The 18,629-nt window shown below is 63.5% G+C and carries 19 protein-coding genes; 15 read left to right on the forward strand and 4 right to left on the reverse strand.

The window, feature by feature from the left end; all coding sequences use genetic code 11:
• Positions 1-5 precede the first annotated feature (5 nt).
• A complete protein-coding gene (locus tag BM374_RS32555) occupies positions 6-1,430 on the reverse strand; it encodes an MFS transporter (protein ID WP_244552770.1) in 1,425 nt (474 codons plus the stop codon).
• A 148-nt stretch (positions 1,431-1,578) separates the two neighbouring features.
• On the opposite strand from BM374_RS32555, the gene BM374_RS32560 reads away from it, so the two are divergent.
• On the forward strand, positions 1,579-2,286 hold the full coding sequence (locus BM374_RS32560) for a GntR family transcriptional regulator (RefSeq protein WP_092302312.1): 708 nt from the start codon (positions 1,579-1,581) through the stop codon (positions 2,284-2,286).
• Between the two features lie 167 nt (positions 2,287-2,453).
• Here the strand turns inward: BM374_RS32560 and BM374_RS32565 are convergent, their stop codons facing one another.
• Entirely contained in the window at positions 2,454-3,302 is an 849-nt protein-coding gene (locus BM374_RS32565; RefSeq protein WP_244552771.1) for an IclR family transcriptional regulator, read from the reverse strand.
• Positions 3,299-3,697, reverse strand: a complete 399-nt coding sequence (locus BM374_RS32570) for an acyl-CoA thioesterase (RefSeq protein ID WP_210188614.1) — start codon at positions 3,695-3,697, stop codon at positions 3,299-3,301. Before BM374_RS32570 ends, BM374_RS32565 begins: the two co-directional genes overlap by 4 nt.
• Before the next feature lie 167 nt (positions 3,698-3,864).
• On the opposite strand from BM374_RS32570, the gene BM374_RS32575 reads away from it, so the two are divergent.
• The 5 genes from BM374_RS32575 to BM374_RS32595 all read left to right on the forward strand — a co-directional run bounded on the left by BM374_RS32575 (position 3,865) and on the right by BM374_RS32595 (position 9,900).
• Entirely contained in the window at positions 3,865-5,019 is a 1,155-nt protein-coding gene (locus BM374_RS32575; protein WP_092302318.1) for an FAD-dependent monooxygenase, read from the forward strand.
• Positions 5,020-5,029: 10 nt separating this feature from the next.
• The gene (locus tag BM374_RS32580) at positions 5,030-6,685 is read left to right on the forward strand and encodes a benzoate-CoA ligase family protein (RefSeq protein WP_244552772.1); all 1,656 of its coding nucleotides are present in this window, start codon (positions 5,030-5,032) and stop codon (positions 6,683-6,685) included.
• A 68-nt stretch (positions 6,686-6,753) separates the two neighbouring features.
• The gene (locus BM374_RS32585) at positions 6,754-8,109 is read left to right on the forward strand and encodes an MFS transporter (protein ID WP_092302320.1); all 1,356 of its coding nucleotides are present in this window, start codon (positions 6,754-6,756) and stop codon (positions 8,107-8,109) included.
• 14 nt (positions 8,110-8,123) lie between these two features.
• Positions 8,124-9,200: a gentisate 1,2-dioxygenase gene (gene gtdA, locus BM374_RS32590; RefSeq protein WP_244552773.1), complete on the forward strand. Its 1,077-nt coding sequence runs from the start codon at positions 8,124-8,126 to the stop codon at positions 9,198-9,200.
• Positions 9,193-9,900: a fumarylacetoacetate hydrolase family protein gene (locus tag BM374_RS32595; RefSeq protein WP_092302322.1), complete on the forward strand. Its 708-nt coding sequence runs from the start codon at positions 9,193-9,195 to the stop codon at positions 9,898-9,900. Before gtdA ends, BM374_RS32595 begins: the two co-directional genes overlap by 8 nt.
• A 156-nt stretch (positions 9,901-10,056) precedes the next feature.
• On the opposite strand, the gene BM374_RS32600 is transcribed toward BM374_RS32595, so the two are convergent.
• A complete protein-coding gene (locus BM374_RS32600) occupies positions 10,057-10,761 on the reverse strand; it encodes a MarR family winged helix-turn-helix transcriptional regulator (protein ID WP_244552774.1) in 705 nt (234 codons plus the stop codon).
• Between the two features lie 48 nt (positions 10,762-10,809).
• On the opposite strand from BM374_RS32600, the gene BM374_RS32605 reads away from it, so the two are divergent.
• The 9 genes from BM374_RS32605 to BM374_RS32645 all read left to right on the forward strand — a co-directional run bounded on the left by BM374_RS32605 (position 10,810) and on the right by BM374_RS32645 (position 18,623).
• Positions 10,810-11,328, forward strand: a complete 519-nt coding sequence (locus BM374_RS32605) for a flavin reductase family protein (protein WP_092302325.1) — start codon at positions 10,810-10,812, stop codon at positions 11,326-11,328.
• Positions 11,329-11,348: 20 nt separating this feature from the next.
• Positions 11,349-12,818, forward strand: coding sequence for a 4-hydroxyphenylacetate 3-hydroxylase family protein (locus BM374_RS32610; protein WP_092302327.1), 1,470 nt, complete (start codon positions 11,349-11,351; stop codon positions 12,816-12,818).
• Between the two features lie 16 nt (positions 12,819-12,834).
• Positions 12,835-13,215, forward strand: coding sequence for a cupin (locus BM374_RS32615; RefSeq protein ID WP_092302329.1), 381 nt, complete (start codon positions 12,835-12,837; stop codon positions 13,213-13,215).
• A gap of 150 nt (positions 13,216-13,365) precedes the next feature.
• Positions 13,366-14,652: an ABC transporter substrate-binding protein gene (locus BM374_RS32620; protein ID WP_092302400.1), complete on the forward strand. Its 1,287-nt coding sequence runs from the start codon at positions 13,366-13,368 to the stop codon at positions 14,650-14,652.
• Between the two features lie 46 nt (positions 14,653-14,698).
• On the forward strand, positions 14,699-15,598 hold the full coding sequence (locus BM374_RS32625) for a branched-chain amino acid ABC transporter permease (protein ID WP_092302331.1): 900 nt from the start codon (positions 14,699-14,701) through the stop codon (positions 15,596-15,598).
• Positions 15,598-16,521: a branched-chain amino acid ABC transporter permease gene (locus tag BM374_RS32630; RefSeq protein WP_092302402.1), complete on the forward strand. Its 924-nt coding sequence runs from the start codon at positions 15,598-15,600 to the stop codon at positions 16,519-16,521. The genes BM374_RS32625 and BM374_RS32630 overlap by 1 nt, the downstream gene beginning before the upstream one ends.
• Positions 16,518-17,264: an ABC transporter ATP-binding protein gene (locus BM374_RS32635; RefSeq protein WP_092302333.1), complete on the forward strand. Its 747-nt coding sequence runs from the start codon at positions 16,518-16,520 to the stop codon at positions 17,262-17,264. The genes BM374_RS32630 and BM374_RS32635 overlap by 4 nt, the downstream gene beginning before the upstream one ends.
• Positions 17,264-17,956, forward strand: a complete 693-nt coding sequence (locus BM374_RS32640; RefSeq protein WP_092302335.1) for an ABC transporter ATP-binding protein — start codon at positions 17,264-17,266, stop codon at positions 17,954-17,956. Before BM374_RS32635 ends, BM374_RS32640 begins: the two co-directional genes overlap by 1 nt.
• The gene (locus BM374_RS32645; RefSeq protein ID WP_092302337.1) at positions 17,940-18,623 is read left to right on the forward strand and encodes a DUF2848 domain-containing protein; all 684 of its coding nucleotides are present in this window, start codon (positions 17,940-17,942) and stop codon (positions 18,621-18,623) included. Before BM374_RS32640 ends, BM374_RS32645 begins: the two co-directional genes overlap by 17 nt.
• The last annotated feature ends 6 nt before the right edge of the window (positions 18,624-18,629 follow it).

Here is an 18,629-nt window from a genome sequence, read left to right on the forward strand (position 1 = left end):
ACGCGTTAGCGCGCAATGTCTTCAAGCGAACGTCCGCGTGTCAGCGGACCGTAGAAGCCGATCGAGCCCATCACCACGCACATGCTGAACGAGATGAACACGAAAACCCCCGGTGCACCGAACTCCTTCAGCAGGAACGCGATCATGAAGCTCGTGAACACCGTCGACAGCCGGCTGAACGAGTAAACGAAGCCGACCGCGCGGGCCCGCATTTCGGTGGGATAGAGCTCGGCCTGATAGGGATGATAGGCATAGGACATCAGCGTGTTGGCGCCGACGATCAGCGTGCCGCATGCGATCAAGAGCGAGGGAGCCGTGAGCATGGCAAAGATCAGGCCGAGCACCGCGGTCGCGCCTGACGCAACCACGATCTGCCATTTGCGCTCGTAGCGTTCGGCGACGGTGAAGCCCCACAGCAGAGGCCAGAGCGGATAGGCGACCGCAATCACGGCGGAGTAGAGCAGGCTCTTGGTGATGGAGTGCCCTTGCGCCGCGAGCAGTGTCGGAAGCCAGTTGGTGAAGCCGAAAAAGCCGATGGTCTGAAAGAAATTGAACGCCATCAGCATGAGGGTGCGTCGCCGATAGGGCGGTTGCCAGATTTCCCGAAGGCTTGCGCGACGGGAGACTTCGACGATGCCAGGAGCAGGCGCCGGCAGCTTATGGCCGAGATCCTGCTCGAGGCGCTGCTCCATCTCACGGATTATCTGCTCGGCAGCCTCGATGTTGCCGTGCTGCGCGAGCCAGCGCGGCGACTCCGGCAGGTTGACGCGCAACCACCACACGGCGAGCGCGCCGCCTGCGCCGATCAGCACGACCCAGCGCCAGCCCGCAACGCCGAGGGGATCGACCGGAATCAGCAGATACGAGAGGAGCGCAACCAGTGGAATCGCAAGATACGCGATGGCGTGCATGATCGCCGCCGCCTTGCCGCGCATGTGCTTCGGCACGATCTCGACGAGGTAGGCATCGATGGTGACGAGCTCGACGCCGAGGCCAATGCCGGCCAGCAGACGGCAGGCGAGAATGCCGTTCACGCTCGATTGCAGCGCCATCGCGAGCGTCGCGAGGCTGTAGCCGACCAGCGCCCACAGGAAGATCTTCTTGCGGCCGAACCGATCGGCGACCGAGGCAAACGCGATCGCACCGATGAACAGTCCAAGGAAGGTCGCGGACGCAAACGCGGCCTGGTCCGGCAGGCCGAACAGCCCTCTCGCGCCTTCCGAAAAGATTCCGGCGCGCACGAGTCCAGTCGGGACGTAAGCGGTCTGGTAGAGGTCATAGACTTCGAACATCCCCGCCAGCGAGATCAGCACCGCCAGTCGCCATGTGTGCCTGTTCTCGGGAAGCCGATCGATCCGCGCGGTGATCGCCGCGGCTTGCGCATGCGGCAACGGATCGGCTGGCCGAGCGGCGAGAGCCGTGATGCTCACCTTGAACCTCCCCTTGGAGACGATCTTTTCTGCTCCCAGATTGATTACAATTGGCAAAATTGTCAACAATCTTGGAGATTGGCAACAATCCGTTGCCCGAAACCGCAATTCTGCTAATCTTTCTGAAAGACAATTCCGGATGAGAATCATGATGTTACCGACAGCCAGCGGCGCTCTCGTGGATCAGATCGTCACCCGGCTCGAACAGGCGATCCTCACCGGCGAGCTGGCCCAAGGGCAGAAGCTCTCGGAGCAGGCGCTGTCCGACCGGTTCGGCGTCAGCCGGGGTCCGCTGCGCGAGGCAATCCGCACGCTCGAGGGACGTCATCTGGTCGAGCGCACGCCGTTCTCCGGCGTCCGCGTCGTGCAGCTGTCGCTCGACGACATGGAGCAACTGCTCTCGACGCGCGAAGCGCTCGAGGGCATGGCGAGCCGGCAGGCCGCCGAGAACATGACGCTGCACGAGACACGGCAGCTTCGCGCCTGCCTCGTCGCGTTCGAGGACAGCTTTCGCCGCGAGGGCGTGGGCGGCGTGTTCCGTGCCGGCAGCGTCGACAACGATCTCCACATGCTGATCGTGCGCGGCAGCCGCAACCGTTGGCTCACCGACATCATCTGCAACGAGCTCTATCCGTTGCTGCAGATCTGCAGGTTTCAGAGCACAACGGTGACGGCACGAACCCGGCAGCGCATTGACGCCGTGCATCGCGAACACGAAGCGATCATCGTCGCGATCGAACGCCGCGATGCCGATGCGGCGGAAACCGCGATGCGAACGCACCTCGTGGCGTCACGGATCATGCTGATGGCGCAGCTGCGCGGAGAAGCAGCCGCGACCGCCGAGGCTGGGGCTTGAAAGGCGTACGTCCCAGCCGAAACAACTCGCCGCGCCGGTCCGTCTTCGCTTTCACTTCGTTCAAGCTACGCCGGACACCACGCTTCGCCCTCGCTCTCCGCTCGGCTGCGCCACGCGTAGCCCGAAGGGCGCCATCAAATAGCGGCAAGATGCACCGCCCGTGCCAGCTAACGCGCTCGCGCGTCGCGCGGCTTGCCCAGCTGAGCCGGTGGAGCGATCGAATGACGCGAGGCAAAGTCGATCAAGGCGGTCCGCGCAGGACTATCCGGTTGCAGCAATTCCCTGTGCGTGCCGAACAGGGTCACGGCGACTTCGATCTCGCCTTGCCAGTTCGTGATCGCGGATGAGATCGCGATCAAGCCTGGAATGTAACGTCCATCGACATAGGCGATGCGCTCGCGCCGGATTTTCGTCGTCAATGCCTCGACGCTTGCCGGGTTGGGATTGAGATCCGGCCAGCTCACGCCGACAGAAGCGGCGCGCTCGAGTTCGTTTTGCAGCCGCACGGCCAACTGCGGTGACGGCAGATAGGACAGGAAGACGCGTCCGGTCGCGGAATCCAGCAAGGGAAACGTGCTGCCGAGACCGATCGACGTGGTCGTCAGATGTGGCCCTCTCTCCAGTCGCACGACGGTTGGGCCATTGTGGCTCCAGACGGCAAGCAGTGCGGCCTGTCCGGTCACCCCGGCCAATTCCTCGAGCTCGTCGGAGGCGCGGACGACGAAGTTGTTCCGGCTGATGGCCGCGACACCCAATTCTGCCGCTTCGCGGCCGAGGTCGTAGCGGCCGGAACGCTCCTTCTGCACGGCAAGGCCCGCATGAATGAAGCTCGCGAGATAGCGATGCACCTTGCTCGGCGGCATGCCGGCTTCGCGCGCGATATCCGACAGCGTCGCTGGCCCATCAAAGGATCGGAGGACTCGCAGGACCGATAGCGCAGCGTCGAGAGCCTGGATGCCGCCGGGGGCCGTCCCGCCGCTCTCGTCATCAGTCTCTTTTGCCCGCATTCGTTTCATCTCATCATGTCCCTGAACTCTTGTGGCACGCTCGCGCCGCGGAGTTCGCCTGTATCCGTGACCGCGGCCCAGGCGCGCTGCTCGAAGCCGCTGGCAATCTGCACGTTTCGGACCGACAGGTTGTAGTCGATCCGAAACCGTCGCTCTTGCCACTCGGCCACTTCTGCGCGGATCACCAGTTCATCGTCATAGCGCGCAGGTCCGACAAACCTGGCGCCGACATTGACCAGCGGCGTGACGCTTTTGAAGCGGCGCCTGAGCTCGCGCTGGCTCAATCCGAGCTTCCGCAGCCAGCGCTGATAGGTGCAGTCAAACCAATAGAAGTAGTTGGGATAAAAGACGATTCCGGCTTCGTCGCAATCGCCCCACTCGATCGTGAAAGCTGTCTCGAACATCCGAATTCCTCCTCCAGCTCAACGGCGGGCACAAGTCTGGTGGCCTTCGCCATTTCCATATACGAAAAATAATTCCCTACAGCGCAAGAAACATCTTGCACGATACGAAATTGATTGCATAATACGCAAATAAGAACGGCGATCAAAAGCAACAGGGTAGGAAAGTCATGCGGTTCAGTCGCATTGCTGTGCTGGGAGGCGGTCCTGCGGGGCTGTATTTCGCCACCCTCTGGAAGCGTCGACATCCCGAGGATCATGTCGATGTCTTCGAGCAGAATCCCGAAGGCGCGACCTGGGGATTTGGCGTCGTCTTCTCCGACAAGGCGCTCGACTTCCTTCGCGCCGACGATCCGGAAACCGAGCAAGCCGTGTCTGCGCGCATGGAGACGTGGCGCGACATCACGCTCGTTCATCGCGGCGAGCGCGTCGTGCTCGACGGCGTCGTCTTCTCCGCGGTCGGACGGCTCGATTTCATCACGCAATTGACTGAAGGCGCGCGATCCGCCGGCGCAAATCTGCACTTCGGGAAGCTCGTGCGCTCCGTCGACGAGCTCGCGGGATACGACCTGATCGTGGCCGCCGACGGCATCAACTCGCTGGTGCGACGGAGCTTTGAGGGCGACTTCGCGACGTCGCTGTCCTACGACCACAACAAGTTCGCTTGGTACGGCACCACCAAGCGCTTCGAGACGCTGACCCAGACCTTCGTCGAATCCGAGTTCGGCAGCTTCAACGCTCATCACTACCGCTACTCGCCGACGATGAGCACGTTCATCGTGGAGTGCGATCGTACAACCTGGCTCCGTGCCGGCTTCGCGGAGAAGACCGAGGAAGAGAGCAAGGCGTTTTGCGAAAAGGTGTTCGCCGACGCGCTCGAAGGGCACCCGCTCGTCACCAACAAGTCGGTCTGGCGCAATTTTCCCTGGCTGTGGAACGACCGCTGGTCTCACCGCAACATGGTCCTGGTCGGCGATGCGCTCCACACGGCGCATTTCTCGATCGGGTCCGGCACGCGCCTCGCCCTCGAGGATGTCATCGCCCTCGTCAATGCGCTGGACGCTGAGCCCGGCAATCTCCGCCGTGCGCTGGAGCGCTACGAGGCCGTGCGCCGCCCGTTGGTGGAGAAGCTGGTCAAGGCCGCCAGGACCAGCGCGGCCTGGTACGAGCGTTTTGCCGAGCACATGAAGCTGGAGCCGCTGGATTTCGGCTACAGCTACATCACCCGTTCGGGGCGGATCGACGACAATCAGCTCCGCGCGATGTCGCCGCGCTTCATGGCGCGCTACGACGCCAATTCATTAGCCTCCACCCATTCGCGATGATGAGGACGCCATGATGACGGATCGAAACGACCTCGTGTTCGCCGACACGATCGTGGACCATGTGCCCGGCAATGCTCCCGGCGCCCGGGAGATCGGCTTCGAAATTGCCGAGCACTACAACGCCAGCGAAATCCTGTTCGCTAATCTCGTGGCGGGTCGTGCTGACAAGGTCGCGATTTTTACCGCGACCGGCAACACCAGCTATGGTGAATTGTGCGCCAAGGCCGCCAAATGCGGCAATGCGCTGAAGTCGCTCGGGCTCGTCGCCGGTGACCGCGTGCTGCTGCTGCTGAACGACACGGCGTCCTATCCCGCGGTGTTTTTCGGCGCGGTCCGTGCCGGCTTCGTGCCGATGCTGATCAATACGCTGTCGCCCAAGGACCTCATCGGCTTCTACCTGCATGATTCGGCCGCGCCAGTCGCGGTCGTCGATGCCGAGTACGCCGCCCTGTTCGACCGGGAAACGATTGCGGGAACACGGTTGCGCACGTTGATCATTCTCAACGGTGACGCAGCGCGAGAGCCGTCCTCAATCAAGGTGCTGGATGGCGATCGATGGTTCGCCCAATTTCCTGCAGAGCTGGAAGCTGCGCCCACGCGTCGCGATGACATGGCGTTCTGGATGTACTCCTCCGGCAGCACCGGCCGGCCGAAGGGGATCGTGCATCTCCAGCACGATATGGCCTACACGGCTGACAGCTTCGGACAGTACATTCTCGGCATCACCGAGAGCGATATCTGCTTCTCCGTGCCGAAGATCTTCTTCGCCTATGGCTTCGGCAATTCGATCACGTTCCCGTTCTCGGTCGGCGCCAGCACGGTGCTGCTCGCCGGGCGGCCCGAGCCGGGCGCTGTCCTGGACCTGATCGAGCGGTTCAAGCCGACGCTCTTCTTCGGCCTGCCGACGCTGTACAACGCGATGCTGCATCATCCGCGCATCGAAACCGCCGACCTGTCGAGCGTGCGTCTCTGCCTGTCGGCCGCCGAAGTGCTGTCGCAGGATATCTTCAACGAGTGGAGGCGACGCTTCGGGCTCGAGATCGTCGAAGGGCTCGGATCGACCGAAGTGCTGCACATCTATCTCTCCAACACGCGCGAGCAGAAGAAGACTGGTACCGCCGGCAAGCGCGTGCCCGGCTACGAGATCCGGTTAACGACACCCGAAGGGGCGCCTGTCGCCCAAGGCGAAGAAGGCGTGATGTGGGTGCGCGGTCACTCCAATGCGCCGTGCTACTGGAATAGGCCCGACAAGACTGCGCAGACCATGCGTGAGGCGGGCTGGATCTGGACCGGCGACAGGCTGGTTGAGGATGCCGACGGCTTCTTCACCTTCGTCGGCCGTGTCGACGATCTCATCAAGGTGAGCGGCCAGTGGATCTACCCGGTCGAGATCGAGCTGTGCCTGTCCGACCATCCCGCCGTCCGTGAATGCGCGGTCCTTGGTCTCGAGCTTCCCGATCGCCGTATGACCACGAAAGCCTTCGTGATCCTTCGCGACGGTCATGCGGCGAGCGAGACGTTGACGCGGGAGCTGCAGGATCACGTCAAATCGAAGCTGCTTCCCTACAAATACCCGCGCCTGATCGAATATCGGTCCGATCTGCCGAAGACGGGCACGGGCAAGATCGACCGGCAGAAGTTGCGCAGCGCCCCGTTGGTGGCCTGAACCAGCAGCCTGCTCTCCCAAGTCTCCTGAAGTCACAGCCTAGAAACCCACGCTCACTGGAGTTCGTGATGTCCGCTGCTGATATTGTCGACGTAACCGAGGTCATCGAAGAGGCGCGGTTCGGACGCCTCCAGCTTCTGATTCTCGTTCTTTGCGCGTGGATTGCGCTGCTCGACGGTTTCGACACCCAGGCGATCGCCTATGTCGCGCCTGTGATTGCCGAGAAATGGGGGATCGCCATGGCCGGCTTCGGTCCGATCTTCGGCGCGGGCCTCGCCGGACTCGCCGTCGGAGCATTCGTCCTCAGCCCGGCGGCCGACCGGCTCGGCCGAAAGAGCGTGATCCTGCTGTCCGTGCTGCTGTTCGGGGTGTTTGCACTCGTCACGGCGCGCGCGACCACGCTGAACGAGCTCTTGGTCTACCGCTTCCTGACCGGCCTCGGCCTCGGCGGCGCCATGCCCAACATCGTCGCGTTGACCAGCGAATACGCGCCGAAGCGGATGCGCGCGCTGCTCATCGCCATCATGTTCTGCGGCTTTCCGCTGGGCTCGACGATCGGCGGCCTGATCAGCGCGCCTCTGATCGCGGCGTTCGGCTGGCAGGCGGTCTTCGTCGTCGGCGGCGTGCTTCCGCTTCTCACCCTGATCGTGCTGTTGGCCTGGCTGCCCGAGTCGATCCGCTATCTCCTGACGCGCGACGTCGCAGATGTCAGGATCGCGAAATTGCTCGCGAGGCTTGATCCGGGCATCTCCGCGACCGCGGCGAGCCGCTACGTCGTGCATGGCTCGCAAGCGTCCGGTTTCCCGGCGACGAAGCTCCTCGTCGAAGGCCGAGCATCCATGACGGTGCTGCTATGGGTCGCGTTCTTCATGAACCTGCTCGTCATGTACTTCCTCGTGAACTGGATGCCCTCGCTGCTCAAGGCGAGTGGCCTGCCGCTCAAAATCGCGATCCTCTCGACGGCAGTGCTGAATGCCGGGGGTGTCGTCGGCGCGATCGTTCTTGGCCGCTTCGTCGATCGGCTCGAGCCGTATCTGGTGCTTGGCGGCGCCTATCTGGCCTCGGCGCTCTTCATCGCGGGGATCGCATTCGGGTCGGCCAACGTCTGGACGCTGATGATCTCGACCTTCCTCGCCGGTTTCGGCGTCGTCGGTGCGCAGATCGGCATGAACGCGCTGGCCGCCGGCCTCTATCCGACCGAGATCCGCTCCACCGGCGTGGGCTGGGCGCTGGGTGTGGGCCGCATCGGCTCGATCATAGGCCCGGTCGCGGGAGGCGTCTTGCTTGGCTTCGGGTGGACTGCGCAGTCCGTCGTCCTGACCGCGGCGGTGCCGGCCGTGCTGGCGGGCCTCGCGGTGATCGCTCTGCGCCGGCGGGAGCCGTCGCTCAAGCTCGTGCCATCGGCCGCGACCCTCCATCACTAACAGCGAGACAGACCATGTCCCATCAAGCCATCATGGCGCCGACCGCCGACACGCCGGAGCGTCGCGCTTTCTACGACAAGATCGACAAGAGGAATCTGACGGCCCTGTGGCTGTCGCTGGCCGATCTCGTCACGCCCGAACCGAGAAGCGCGTGCCGGCCCGCGTCCTGGCGCTTCGACGAGATCCGCGCCTACATGCTCGAGGCCGGAAACCTCATCACCGCCAAGGAGGCGGAGCGCAGGGTTCTCGTTCTCGAAAATCCGGGCTTGCGGGGGCAGTCGAAGATCACGACGGATCTCTACGCCGGCGTGCAGCTGGTGATGCCAGGTGAGGTCGCGCCGGCGCATCGCCATACCCAATCCGCGCTGCGCTTCATCCTCGAAGGCGAGGGCGCCTACACGGCGGTGAACGGCGAGCGCACCATCATGCACGAGGGCGATTTCATCATAACGCCGCCCTGGGCCTGGCATGATCACGGCAACCCCAGCTCCGATCCGGTGTTCTGGCTCGACGGGCTCGACATTCCCGTCATCCAGATGCTGGATGCGTCGTTCGCCGAGCATCTCGATGTCGACGAACAGCCGATCATCCGTCCGGTCGGCGACAGCGACGCCCGCTATGGCGTCAACCTGCTTCCGGTCGACCACAAGGGCGGTGGCGGCACCTCGCCGGTATTCAACTATCCCCATGCACGCACGCGCGAGGCGCTCGAGCGGCTGCGGCGTGCTGCCGCCTGGGATCCCTGTCACGGGCTCAAGATGCGCTACACCAATCCGATCACGGGCAATCACGCCATGGCCACCATGGCGACCTTCATCCAGCTCTTGCCAAAGGGCTTTGCGACCGCGTCCTACCGCTCGACGGACGCCACGGTGTTCGTGCCGATCGAGGGTAAGGGCCGCAGCGTCATCTCGTCTCGGACAGGCGAGGACATCGTGGTCGAGTGGGGCAAGCGCGACATCTTCGTCGTTCCTTCCTGGTGTCGCGTGCGTCACGAGGCGGTCGATGGCGATGCCGTGATCTTCTCCTATTCCGATCGACCCATTCAGGAAGCCCTGCATCTTTTCCGGGAGGACCGCGGCAATGCCTAACGCCGACACTCACTCTGATTTCGTTTTGCCGCCGCCGCCGCATGCCTCGGTCGCGGTCCACAATTCGACGGCCCGCTTTCCGGTGCGCCGGATCATCTGCGTTGGCCGCAACTACGCGGCGCACGCCCGCGAGATGGGGCGCGATCCCGATCGCGAGCCGCCGTTCTTCTTCTTGAAGCCCGCGGACACGGTCGTGGACGACGGCACGACGGTTCCCTATCCGCCGCAGACCAACAATTTCCATTACGAGATCGAGCTGATCGTTGCGATCGGGCACGGCGGAACGGACATCCCCACGGAGCGCGCGCTCGATCATGTCTGGGGCTACGGCGTTGGCATCGATCTAACCCGTAGGGATCTGCAGCTTCAGGCCCGCGAGCAGGGCCGTCCCTGGGATTGGGGCAAGGGCTTTGATCTATCGGCGCCGATCGGCCCGCTGCGGCCGGTCTCGGAAGTCGGTCATCCCGACGCCGGGCGCATCTGGCTCGCCGTCGATGGTGCGCTCAAGCAGGACTCCGATATCTCCAAGCTGATCTGGCCCGTGCCGGACATCATCTCGATCTGCTCGCAGTCGATCGCTCTCAAACCTGGCGACATCATCATGACCGGCACGCCCGAGGGCGTCGGCCCCGTTCAGCGGGGGCAAGTGATGACGGGCGGGATCGAGGGACTGGGCGAAATCAGGATACCCGTAGAATAGGACTGTTGAAGTTGAGCTGAGCGGGGATCGCACGCCGCGCCCGCCTTCGCCCGTTGGGCTTCGGCGCGGCAGCCTTCACTCGCTTCGCTTTTCGGTGTGTGTCTTCGCCTCCGAATTGGGCCGCGGGCTGAGCAAAACGCCAACCTCCGATTGGCTCTATCGACCGCTAAGGCGCGTTGCGCGCCGCTTCTTGCGGGAGTCCGACGGACTCGCTGTGGAGGCCCGCTGATCCTCCTGCGACTTGAGCGTAGCCTGCACATGTATGGCCAGCTTCAACGCGCTATCAGCGTTTGAAGCGAGCCGGGACAACAGCTGGCCCAGCATTTTGAATTCCTCGCGCGTCAGCATTCCAAACAGTGCGTCGTTGACCGGCCGCTGCAACGCGGCAAGGCGGATCAACAGGCTCATTCCGTGCTGGGTGAGGGCAAGCTGCACCCGCCGTCCGTCTCCGGGATGGGGACGTTTCTCGAGCAGACCGTCCGATACCAGCTTGTTGATCTCGTTGGTAACGAAGGCGCCGCTTAAGTACAGCCGCTCGGCGACCTGATTGACACCCATCGGTTTTTCCGCGGTCGAATTCTTGATCGCGATCAGGATCAGATACTGGGTGGGCGATAGACCGACAAAGCTCGCGAATGTCTCGCGGGCGGCTTCCAGGCTCCGTCCGAACGCAAAATAGTCGTAGAGGACGCCGCGAAGCGTGCGATCTCCGTCCTTGTCGAGCAACTCGGGCTTCGAGGCCGTCAGCAGCGCATCGGACACGGGCATTCTCTCCGCAAAATCATAGCGTTGAACGCTGCCTAAAGAGCACGGATGCGCTCGGTCAGCAAGGGTATTGACATTTCCAAATAGCTTTGTCAAAAAGCTATCTGAGAATTATAAATCAGGACCTGCGACGAGGCGGTATCCATGGAGGATCGTGCATTCAGGCGTGCCCTCGGCGAATTCGCCACCGGCGTTGCGGTGGTGACTGCGCGCGGCAAGGGCGGAGAGCTCATCGGCATGACCATGAGCTCGTTCAACTCCGTCTCGCTCGATCCGCCGCTCGTTCTCTTCAGTGTCGACCGCAAGGCCCGCAGCCTGCCGGCAATGCTCGAAGCCAAGGGCTTCGCCGTCAACATTCTCGCGCGTGATCAGGAGCAGATCTCCAACCAATTCGCGCGCGCTCTGTCCGACAAATGGGACCAGGTGAAGACGTCGGTCGGCCATGCCGAGGCTCCGCTGATCTCAGGCGCGATGGCCCATTTCGAATGCGCGCCCTACGCGATCTACGAGGGCGGCGACCACGTGATTTTCGTCGTCCGTGTCATCAAGCACGCGAGTCGGACCGAGGCCGCCGCTCCCCTGATCTTCTTTCGCGGCCGCTACCGCGATCTCATCGACGAAACCGAGCGCGAGCCGACCTGGCCGCTCCCCATTCACTACTAGCTTTGAACCGGAGACCTGCGATGCGTAGCGCAAAGGAATATCTGTCAGGCCTGAAGGATGGCCGGACCATCTACATCAATGGCGCCTCGGTCGGCGATGTCACGACGCACCATGCCTTCCGCAACCTCGCCAGCTCCATGGCGGGCCTGTTCGACTTCGCAAGTGCGCCGGCGAACGCGGATCTGATGACGTTTGACACGGGTGCAGGTCGCGCCAACCGCATCTGGCAGCTTCCGACCTCCTATGCCGAGCTCGTGACGCGGCGAAAGGCGCTGGAGGCGTGGGCCTCGCTGCATGCCGGCTTCATGGGGCGCGCGCCGGACCACGTGGCGTCCTGCATTTCCGGGCTCTACATGGGGCTCGACGCCTTCAAGGCATATGATCCCGCCCGTGCCGGCGCGCTTGAGAGCTACTACCGCTACGCCCGCGATAAGGACCTCTATCTCACCTACGTCATCATCAATCCGCAGGCCGACCGTTCGAAGGGGGCCGCCGAACAGGCGGATCCGTTCCTCACCGCCGGCGTCGTCGACCGCGATGCCGAGGGGATCACGATCCGTGGCGCCAAGATGCTCGCCACCGGTGGCGTGGTGGCCGACGAGGTCTTCGTCACGACCATCCAGCCGATGCGTCCCGGCGAAGAACGCTATGCGATGTCGTTCGCGATTCCGATGAACACCAAGGGCCTCAAGATGCTGTCGCGCAAGTCCTACGAGGATGCTGCCGGCGCCGTGTTCGACAATCCCTTGTCGAGCCGTTTCGACGAGAACGACTCGGTTCTGTATTTCGATGACGTGAAGGTGCCATGGGACCGTGTCTTCATCGAAGGCAATGTCGAGATGTGCCAGAAGCAGTTTCACGCCACGCCGTGCCACGTCTACCAGAACTACCAGGCGATGGTCCGCCTGAGCGTCAAGCTCAAGTTCCTGACCGGCCTTGCGCATCGGACCGCGGACATGAACGGCGTCACCCAGTTCCCGCAGGTGCGCGAAATGCTCGGCCAGCTCGCTGCCGAGACCGGCATGGTCGACGCGCTGGTGGCCGCGATGGAAGCCAAGGGCACGCAGGTCGGTCCTTATTTCATCCCGGACCGTCACACGCTCTATTCCGCGCAGGTGCTGACCCAGCAGCTCTATGGGCACGTCATCAATACGCTCCGCGAGCTCGCCGGCGGCGGCATGATCATGCTGCCTTCGTCGGTGGCGGACTTCGACAATCCCGAGATCGCGGCCCTGATCGGCAAGACCCAGCAGTCGCCTAAGGCCAACTCGCATGACCGGGTCAAATTCTACAAGCTCGCCTGGGATGCTGTCGGCTCGGAGTTCGGCTCGCGCCATCAGCAATACGAGATGTTCTACGCCGGCGCGACCTTCGTCACCAAGGGTCATTCCTATCGCACCTACGATTGGGCCGGCGCCGACCGGCTGGTGCAGACCATGCTTGATTCCTACGACCTCAACGGGGTCTCGGCCGCCAGCAAAGCCGCCTGAACAGGAGAGACAGCACATGCCCGTCAACAAGAAGCACGACGAATTCTACACGCTCGACATGACCACCGGCTGGGAAGTGCCGGCGGGATATCCGGCCGGCATCCAGCAGAAGATCATTTCTGGCGGATTGGACGAGGAGAACCGGCGCGGGACGCGGACGCGGCTGCTCCGCTTCGCGCCGGGGGTCTACACCACTGCACCGTTCTCCCACGAGTATTGGGAAGAGGTTTATCTGGTCTCGGGCGATCTGATCGTCGGCAACGATGCGAAGGGCGAGGGCGGAGAGAGCTTTCCGCCGAACACTTATGCCTGCCGCCCACCGCACGCGCCGCATGGCCCGTTCAAGTCGGTGAACGGCTGCCTGCTTCTGGAGATGCACTATTTCGATCCGGTGTGATCCGGATCGCGGCCGCACAACATCATTCGACCAGCACAAGGGGGAGTCATGACGTCCAGAGGTATGTCCATCATAGTTGCGCGTTGCCTGTCGTCGTTTGAACGGCTCTTCAGACTTGATCGCGGGTTGCCACGGAGCAATGTCCGGTTGGTGGTTGACGGTCTTGCAGGCGCGCTTGCGATCGGCATCGTGGCGGCGACCCCCGTCGCGGCACAGGAAAAGCCGAGCACGTTGGGGCTGGGTATCTTCACGTTCACATCCGGTCCCGCCGCGGCCTACGGCATGCCGGGCAAGAACGCCGCCGATCTCATGATCGACGAGATCAATGCAAAGGGCGGCATCGGAGGCGTGCCGGTCAGCGCGACCTATGTCGACGAGGCGCAGGGCGCGCAGGGTGTGATCGCCGAATATCGCCGGCTCGCCGGGGATGCGAAGAACCAGGTGATGATCGCCGCTTTGTCGAGTGCGAATTGCCTGGCGCTGGCGCCGCTCGCCGAGCAGCTGGAGGTCCCCACCGTGGGCTGGAACTGCGATACCCATCAGCTGCTGATGGACGGCAAGAGCAAATATGTGTTCCGCCCGAACGGCAACACCGTGCCCGAATTCATCGCCTACGCGATCTACCTGCTGGACCGCAAACCCGACGTGAAGACGGTGGCGATCATCAACCCGGACTATGCGTTCGGCCATGATGCGGCGAAGATCTTCACCGCGGCCCTGAAGGCGCTGAAGCCCGACGTCGAGATCGTCGCCGAGCTCTATCCGAAGCTGGGCTCACCGAATTACCAGACCGAGATCTCGCGCCTCTCCACCGCGCGCCCGGATGTCGTTTTCTCCAATCTCTGGGGTGCCGATCTCGAGAACTTCGTTCGTCAGGCCGCGCCGCGTGGGATCTTCACCTCCAGCCAGGTGATCCTCGCACTCGGCGAGACGGTGCTGCAGCGCGTGCCGCTGCCTGACGGGGTGATCGTCGGTGTTCTCGGCGACGGCTGGTGGATGTCGCCGGACGCCAAGGCGAAGCCGGAGACGGTGAAGTTTGCCGAAGCCTACAAGGCGCGCTTCGGCGAGTACCCGGTGTTCCCGTCGATCAAGATGGCCAACGCGCTGATCTACGTGAAAGCCGCCTACGACACCGCGATGCAGAAGAACGGCGGCAAATGGCCGACACGTGCCGAGCTCGCCGATGCCATGAAGGGCAGCAAGGTCGAGACCCTGACCGGCACCGCCCAGACCCGCGCGGACAATGACGGCCTCGTCGACCAGATCGTCGGCGTCACCATAAAGACACCGGCGCAGCAATTGCCCATGATCGGCGACATGGTCCGCTACAAGGGTGACAGCCTGATGCCGCAGGCCGGCCAGGATCCGCTGGCGTGGATTGCGACGCTCAAGCCCGAGTTTGCCAAGAGCCTGCCGAAGCCAGGCAGTTACAAATAGAGCGGGATGACGTTCACCTGATTCCAGTCACGGAAGGCGGAAGCCGATGTCGAATGCAATCATCCCCCTGCTGCTGGATAGTCTGGCGAGCGCCGCGTTGATTTTCTTCGCGGCGGTCGGCCTGACGCTGGTATTCAGCGTGCTGCGCGTCCTCAACGTCGCCCATGGCAGCCTGTATTCGATCGGCGGCTATGTTGCGGCCTCGATCTGCCTGTTCATCGCGAGCCGCCAGCTCAATCCGTATTTGTCGTTCCTGGCGTTGCTCTTCAGTGCCGTGGGCGTCGCGGCCATATTCGGTCCGCTGATTGAGCGCGGACTGGTCCGCTGGACCTATGGCAAATCGGAGGCGGTGCAGATCCTGATCACGTTCGGACTGTTCCTCATTCTCGAAGACCTTCAGCGCGTGATCTTCGGCGTCCAGTCCTTCTATGAGGACGCGCCGATGCGATTGCTCGGCACCACCAGCATCGGTGGCGTTGTCTATCTCAACTATCAGATCCTCCTGATCGCGATGGCGCTCCTCGTCGTCGTCGGCCTGCGGCTCCTGATCAACCACACAAGGCTGGGACGCCTGATCACGGCCGTCGTCGCCGACCGTGAGATGGCGCAGTCGATCGGCATCGATACCAACCGAATCTTCATCCTGGCGTTTTCGCTCGGCGTGTTCCTTGCCGCTTTGGGCGGCGCGCTGGCGACGCCGACCTCAGGCATCGCGCCGGGTCTCGGCGCCGACACCATGGTGCTCGCCTTTGCCGTTGCGGCGATCGGCGGCCTCGGACGGATCGAAGGCGCCGCACTGGCCTCCTTGATCGTCGGCCTGGCGCGCGTGCTCGCGATCTATCTGGCGCCGTCACTGGATGCGGTCGCGCCCTATGCGGCGATGCTTGTCGTTCTTCTGATCCGTCCCTACGGCCTGTTCGGATCGGTGACGGCGCGGAGGATATGATGCCAGCTATCATTGCCGCTGCGGCGGTCCTCATCCTCACCCTGCTGCCTGTCGCTGCGCCGTGGCTGCAATTCGTCCTGACGCTTGCGATCGCCAAGGGCTTTGCGGCGCTCGGCGTCGCCGTACTGCTCCGCGCCGGACTGATCTCGATCGGCCACGCGATGTTTTTTGCCGCCAGTGCCTATGCGGTCGCGTTCCTGGCGCGCGCCGGCGTCAATGATCTGGGGCTGCTGTTGATCCTGTCGGTGCTGGGCGGGGCGCTCGTCGGCGCGGTCGCCGGATCGTTTCTCGTCCGCTATCGCGCGATCTTCTTCGCGATGTTGAATCTCGCTGTCTCGATGGTGTTCTACGCGCTGTGCGCCAAGCTCTACGGCGTCACCGGCGGGACCGACGGCATGCCTGTGCCGGTCCCGGCGGTGTTCGGGATCGCGCTTGGCGAGCCGGCGTTCAAGAGCGTGCTGTTCTATCTCAGCCTGGGGCTCATGGTGCTCGTTGGCCTTGCCGTGCAGCGCTATCTGAACAGCCCGCTCGGTCACGCGCTCTCGGCCGTCCACACGAACGAGATCCGGCTTGAATATCTGGGCATTCCGGTCTGGGCGGTTCTGCTGATCGCCTATGTCATCTCGGCCGCGCTCGCCGGTCTTGGCGGCGCGATCGCCGGCTTTGCGATCGGTCGCGTGGTGCCGGATTTCGCGTTCTGGACCGCATCGGGCCACCTCGTGCTGATCGCCGTGCTCGGCGGCATCGGTGGCGTTCCAGGCGCGTTCATTGGCGCCCTGTTTCTGGAATTGCTGCACAGCGCCGCCGTGACCGTCACCGATTCCTGGAATTTGATCGTGGGTATGACGCTGATCATCGTGATCATGTTCATGCCGCAAGGGGTCTATGGCTTGTTCGCGCGCAAGGAGGCGACGAGCCTATGACGCGTCCCATCCTGGAAGCAAAAGGCCTCCACGTCGCATTCAACGGCGTCAAGGCCGCTGACGACGTCAGCATCGCGATCCATGATGGCGAGTTTCTCGCCATCATCGGTCCGAACGGGTCGGGCAAGACGACGCTGCTCAACATCTGCACGGGCTACATCCGGCCCAAGTCGGGCAGCGTGCAGCTCGACGGTCACGACATCACCCATTTGTCGCCACGCGCCATCGCGCGCCGTGGCGTCGCCCGCGCATTCCAGATCCCGCAGCTCTTCTCCGCACAGCGCGTGATCGACAACATGATGCTCGCCCTGGCGGCAACCGATGGCCTGTGGAGCGCGGTGCAGCCGCTTGAAACGGCGAGGCGGCGCGACGAGGCGAGGGCGTTGCTCGACCTGGTCGGGCTCGCCGGCGATGCCGACCGGATCAGCAGTACGCTTCCGGAAGGGCATCGCAAGCTGCTGGACATCGCGGTTGCGCTGGCGCTGAAACCGCGGCTGCTGCTGCTCGATGAGCCGACCAGCGGAGTGAGCGCGCTGGAACGCTTTCCGCTGATGGAGGCGCTGATGAGCGCGCTGCGCCAGCGCCGCATCACGGCGCTGTTCGTCGAGCACGACATGGACGTGGTCGCGCGTTACGCGAGCCGCGTCCTGGTGTGGAACGCCGGCAACATCATGGCCGAGGGTCGTCCCGACGAGGTGTTCAGCAATGCGCAAGTTCGCCAACGTGTCGTAGGGGTGGCCTGATGCTCAGGCTCGACAAGGTCAGCGTCTCGATCGAGGGTGTTCGCGTGCTGCGCGGCGTCAGTTGCGAGATCGTAGCGCGCAAGACGACGGTGTTGATCGGACGCAACGGCGCCGGCAAGACCACCACCCTTCGTGCAATCATGGGCCTCATCGCGATGGACGAAGGCTCTGTCCGCCTCGATACCGACGATCTCGGCAGCAGGCCTGCCCACACCCGCGCCCGCGCCGGCATTGGCTATGCGCCGGAGGACCGGCGCTTGATTCCAGAGCTGAGCGTGGAGGAGAACATCCGCCTCCCGGCGCTGGCGCTCAAGCTCGACCGTGCCGAGATCGCGCGCAGGCTGGATGAGATCTATCAGCTGCTGCCCGAGTTGCACGTGATGCGCGGCCGGCCCGCCGGCGGCGTATCCGGAGGACAGGGAAAGATGGTTGCGCTGGGTCGCGCGCTGACGGTGGCACGCAAGGTCCTGCTGCTCGATGAACCCTTCCAGGGTCTGGCCCCGGCCCTCGCGCTCGACTATGCGCGGACGCTTGGCGAATTGCGCAAGCACCGGCCCGACCTTGCCATGCTGATCACCGAATCCTCGCCCGCGCTGCTCGATCGTATCGCCGACAGGACGCTACAGATCGAGCGCGGCGAAGTCCTGACCACTTCGAACAAGGATAGGGAATTCCATGTTGCTGCAATTTGACCGCCTCGCAAAGGACCGGACCGACCGTGTCGGGATCGAGATCGAATCGCTCGTCATCGCGGGGTGGGCGGGCAGGGACGCGGCGGCCATCGAGCACCATATCGAGGAGCTGGCTACGCTGGGCGTTCCGCGCCCCTCAACGACACCGCTCTACTACCGCGTCGCGGCCCAAACATTGACCCAGCAATGCCGGCTGACCGTGCTCGGTCCGGACAGTTCCGGCGAGGTCGAGCCTGTCATCGTCGCCATGGCTGACGGGCTCTGGGTCGGCGTGGGATCCGATCATACCGACCGCAAGGCCGAAGCATCGGGCATCGCTCTTTCGAAGCAGCTTTGCGGCAAGCCGGTCGGCCCGTGGCTCTGGTCCTATGCCGATGTCGAGGGTCATTGGGATGAACTGCTCCTTCGTTCTTGGGCAACAATCGACGGGGAACGGGTTCTCTACCAGGAGAGCCCGGTCTCCTCGCTCAGGACGCCGCGCGATCTCGTCCGTCGCTACACCGGCACGGACATGCTGGCGGCCGGCACGCTGATGTTCTGCGGAACGCCGGGCGCGATCGGCGGCATTCGGCGGGGGACGCGGTTCGAGATGGAGCTGAAGGATCCGGTCCTTAGCCGGTCGTTGACGCATAGTTACGATGTCGACGTACTTCCAATCGTCTCCTGAACGTTT

Origin of the sequence: Bradyrhizobium sp. Ghvi (assembly GCF_900115265.1) — a bacterium.
Classification (GTDB): Bacteria; Pseudomonadota; Alphaproteobacteria; order Rhizobiales; family Xanthobacteraceae; genus Bradyrhizobium.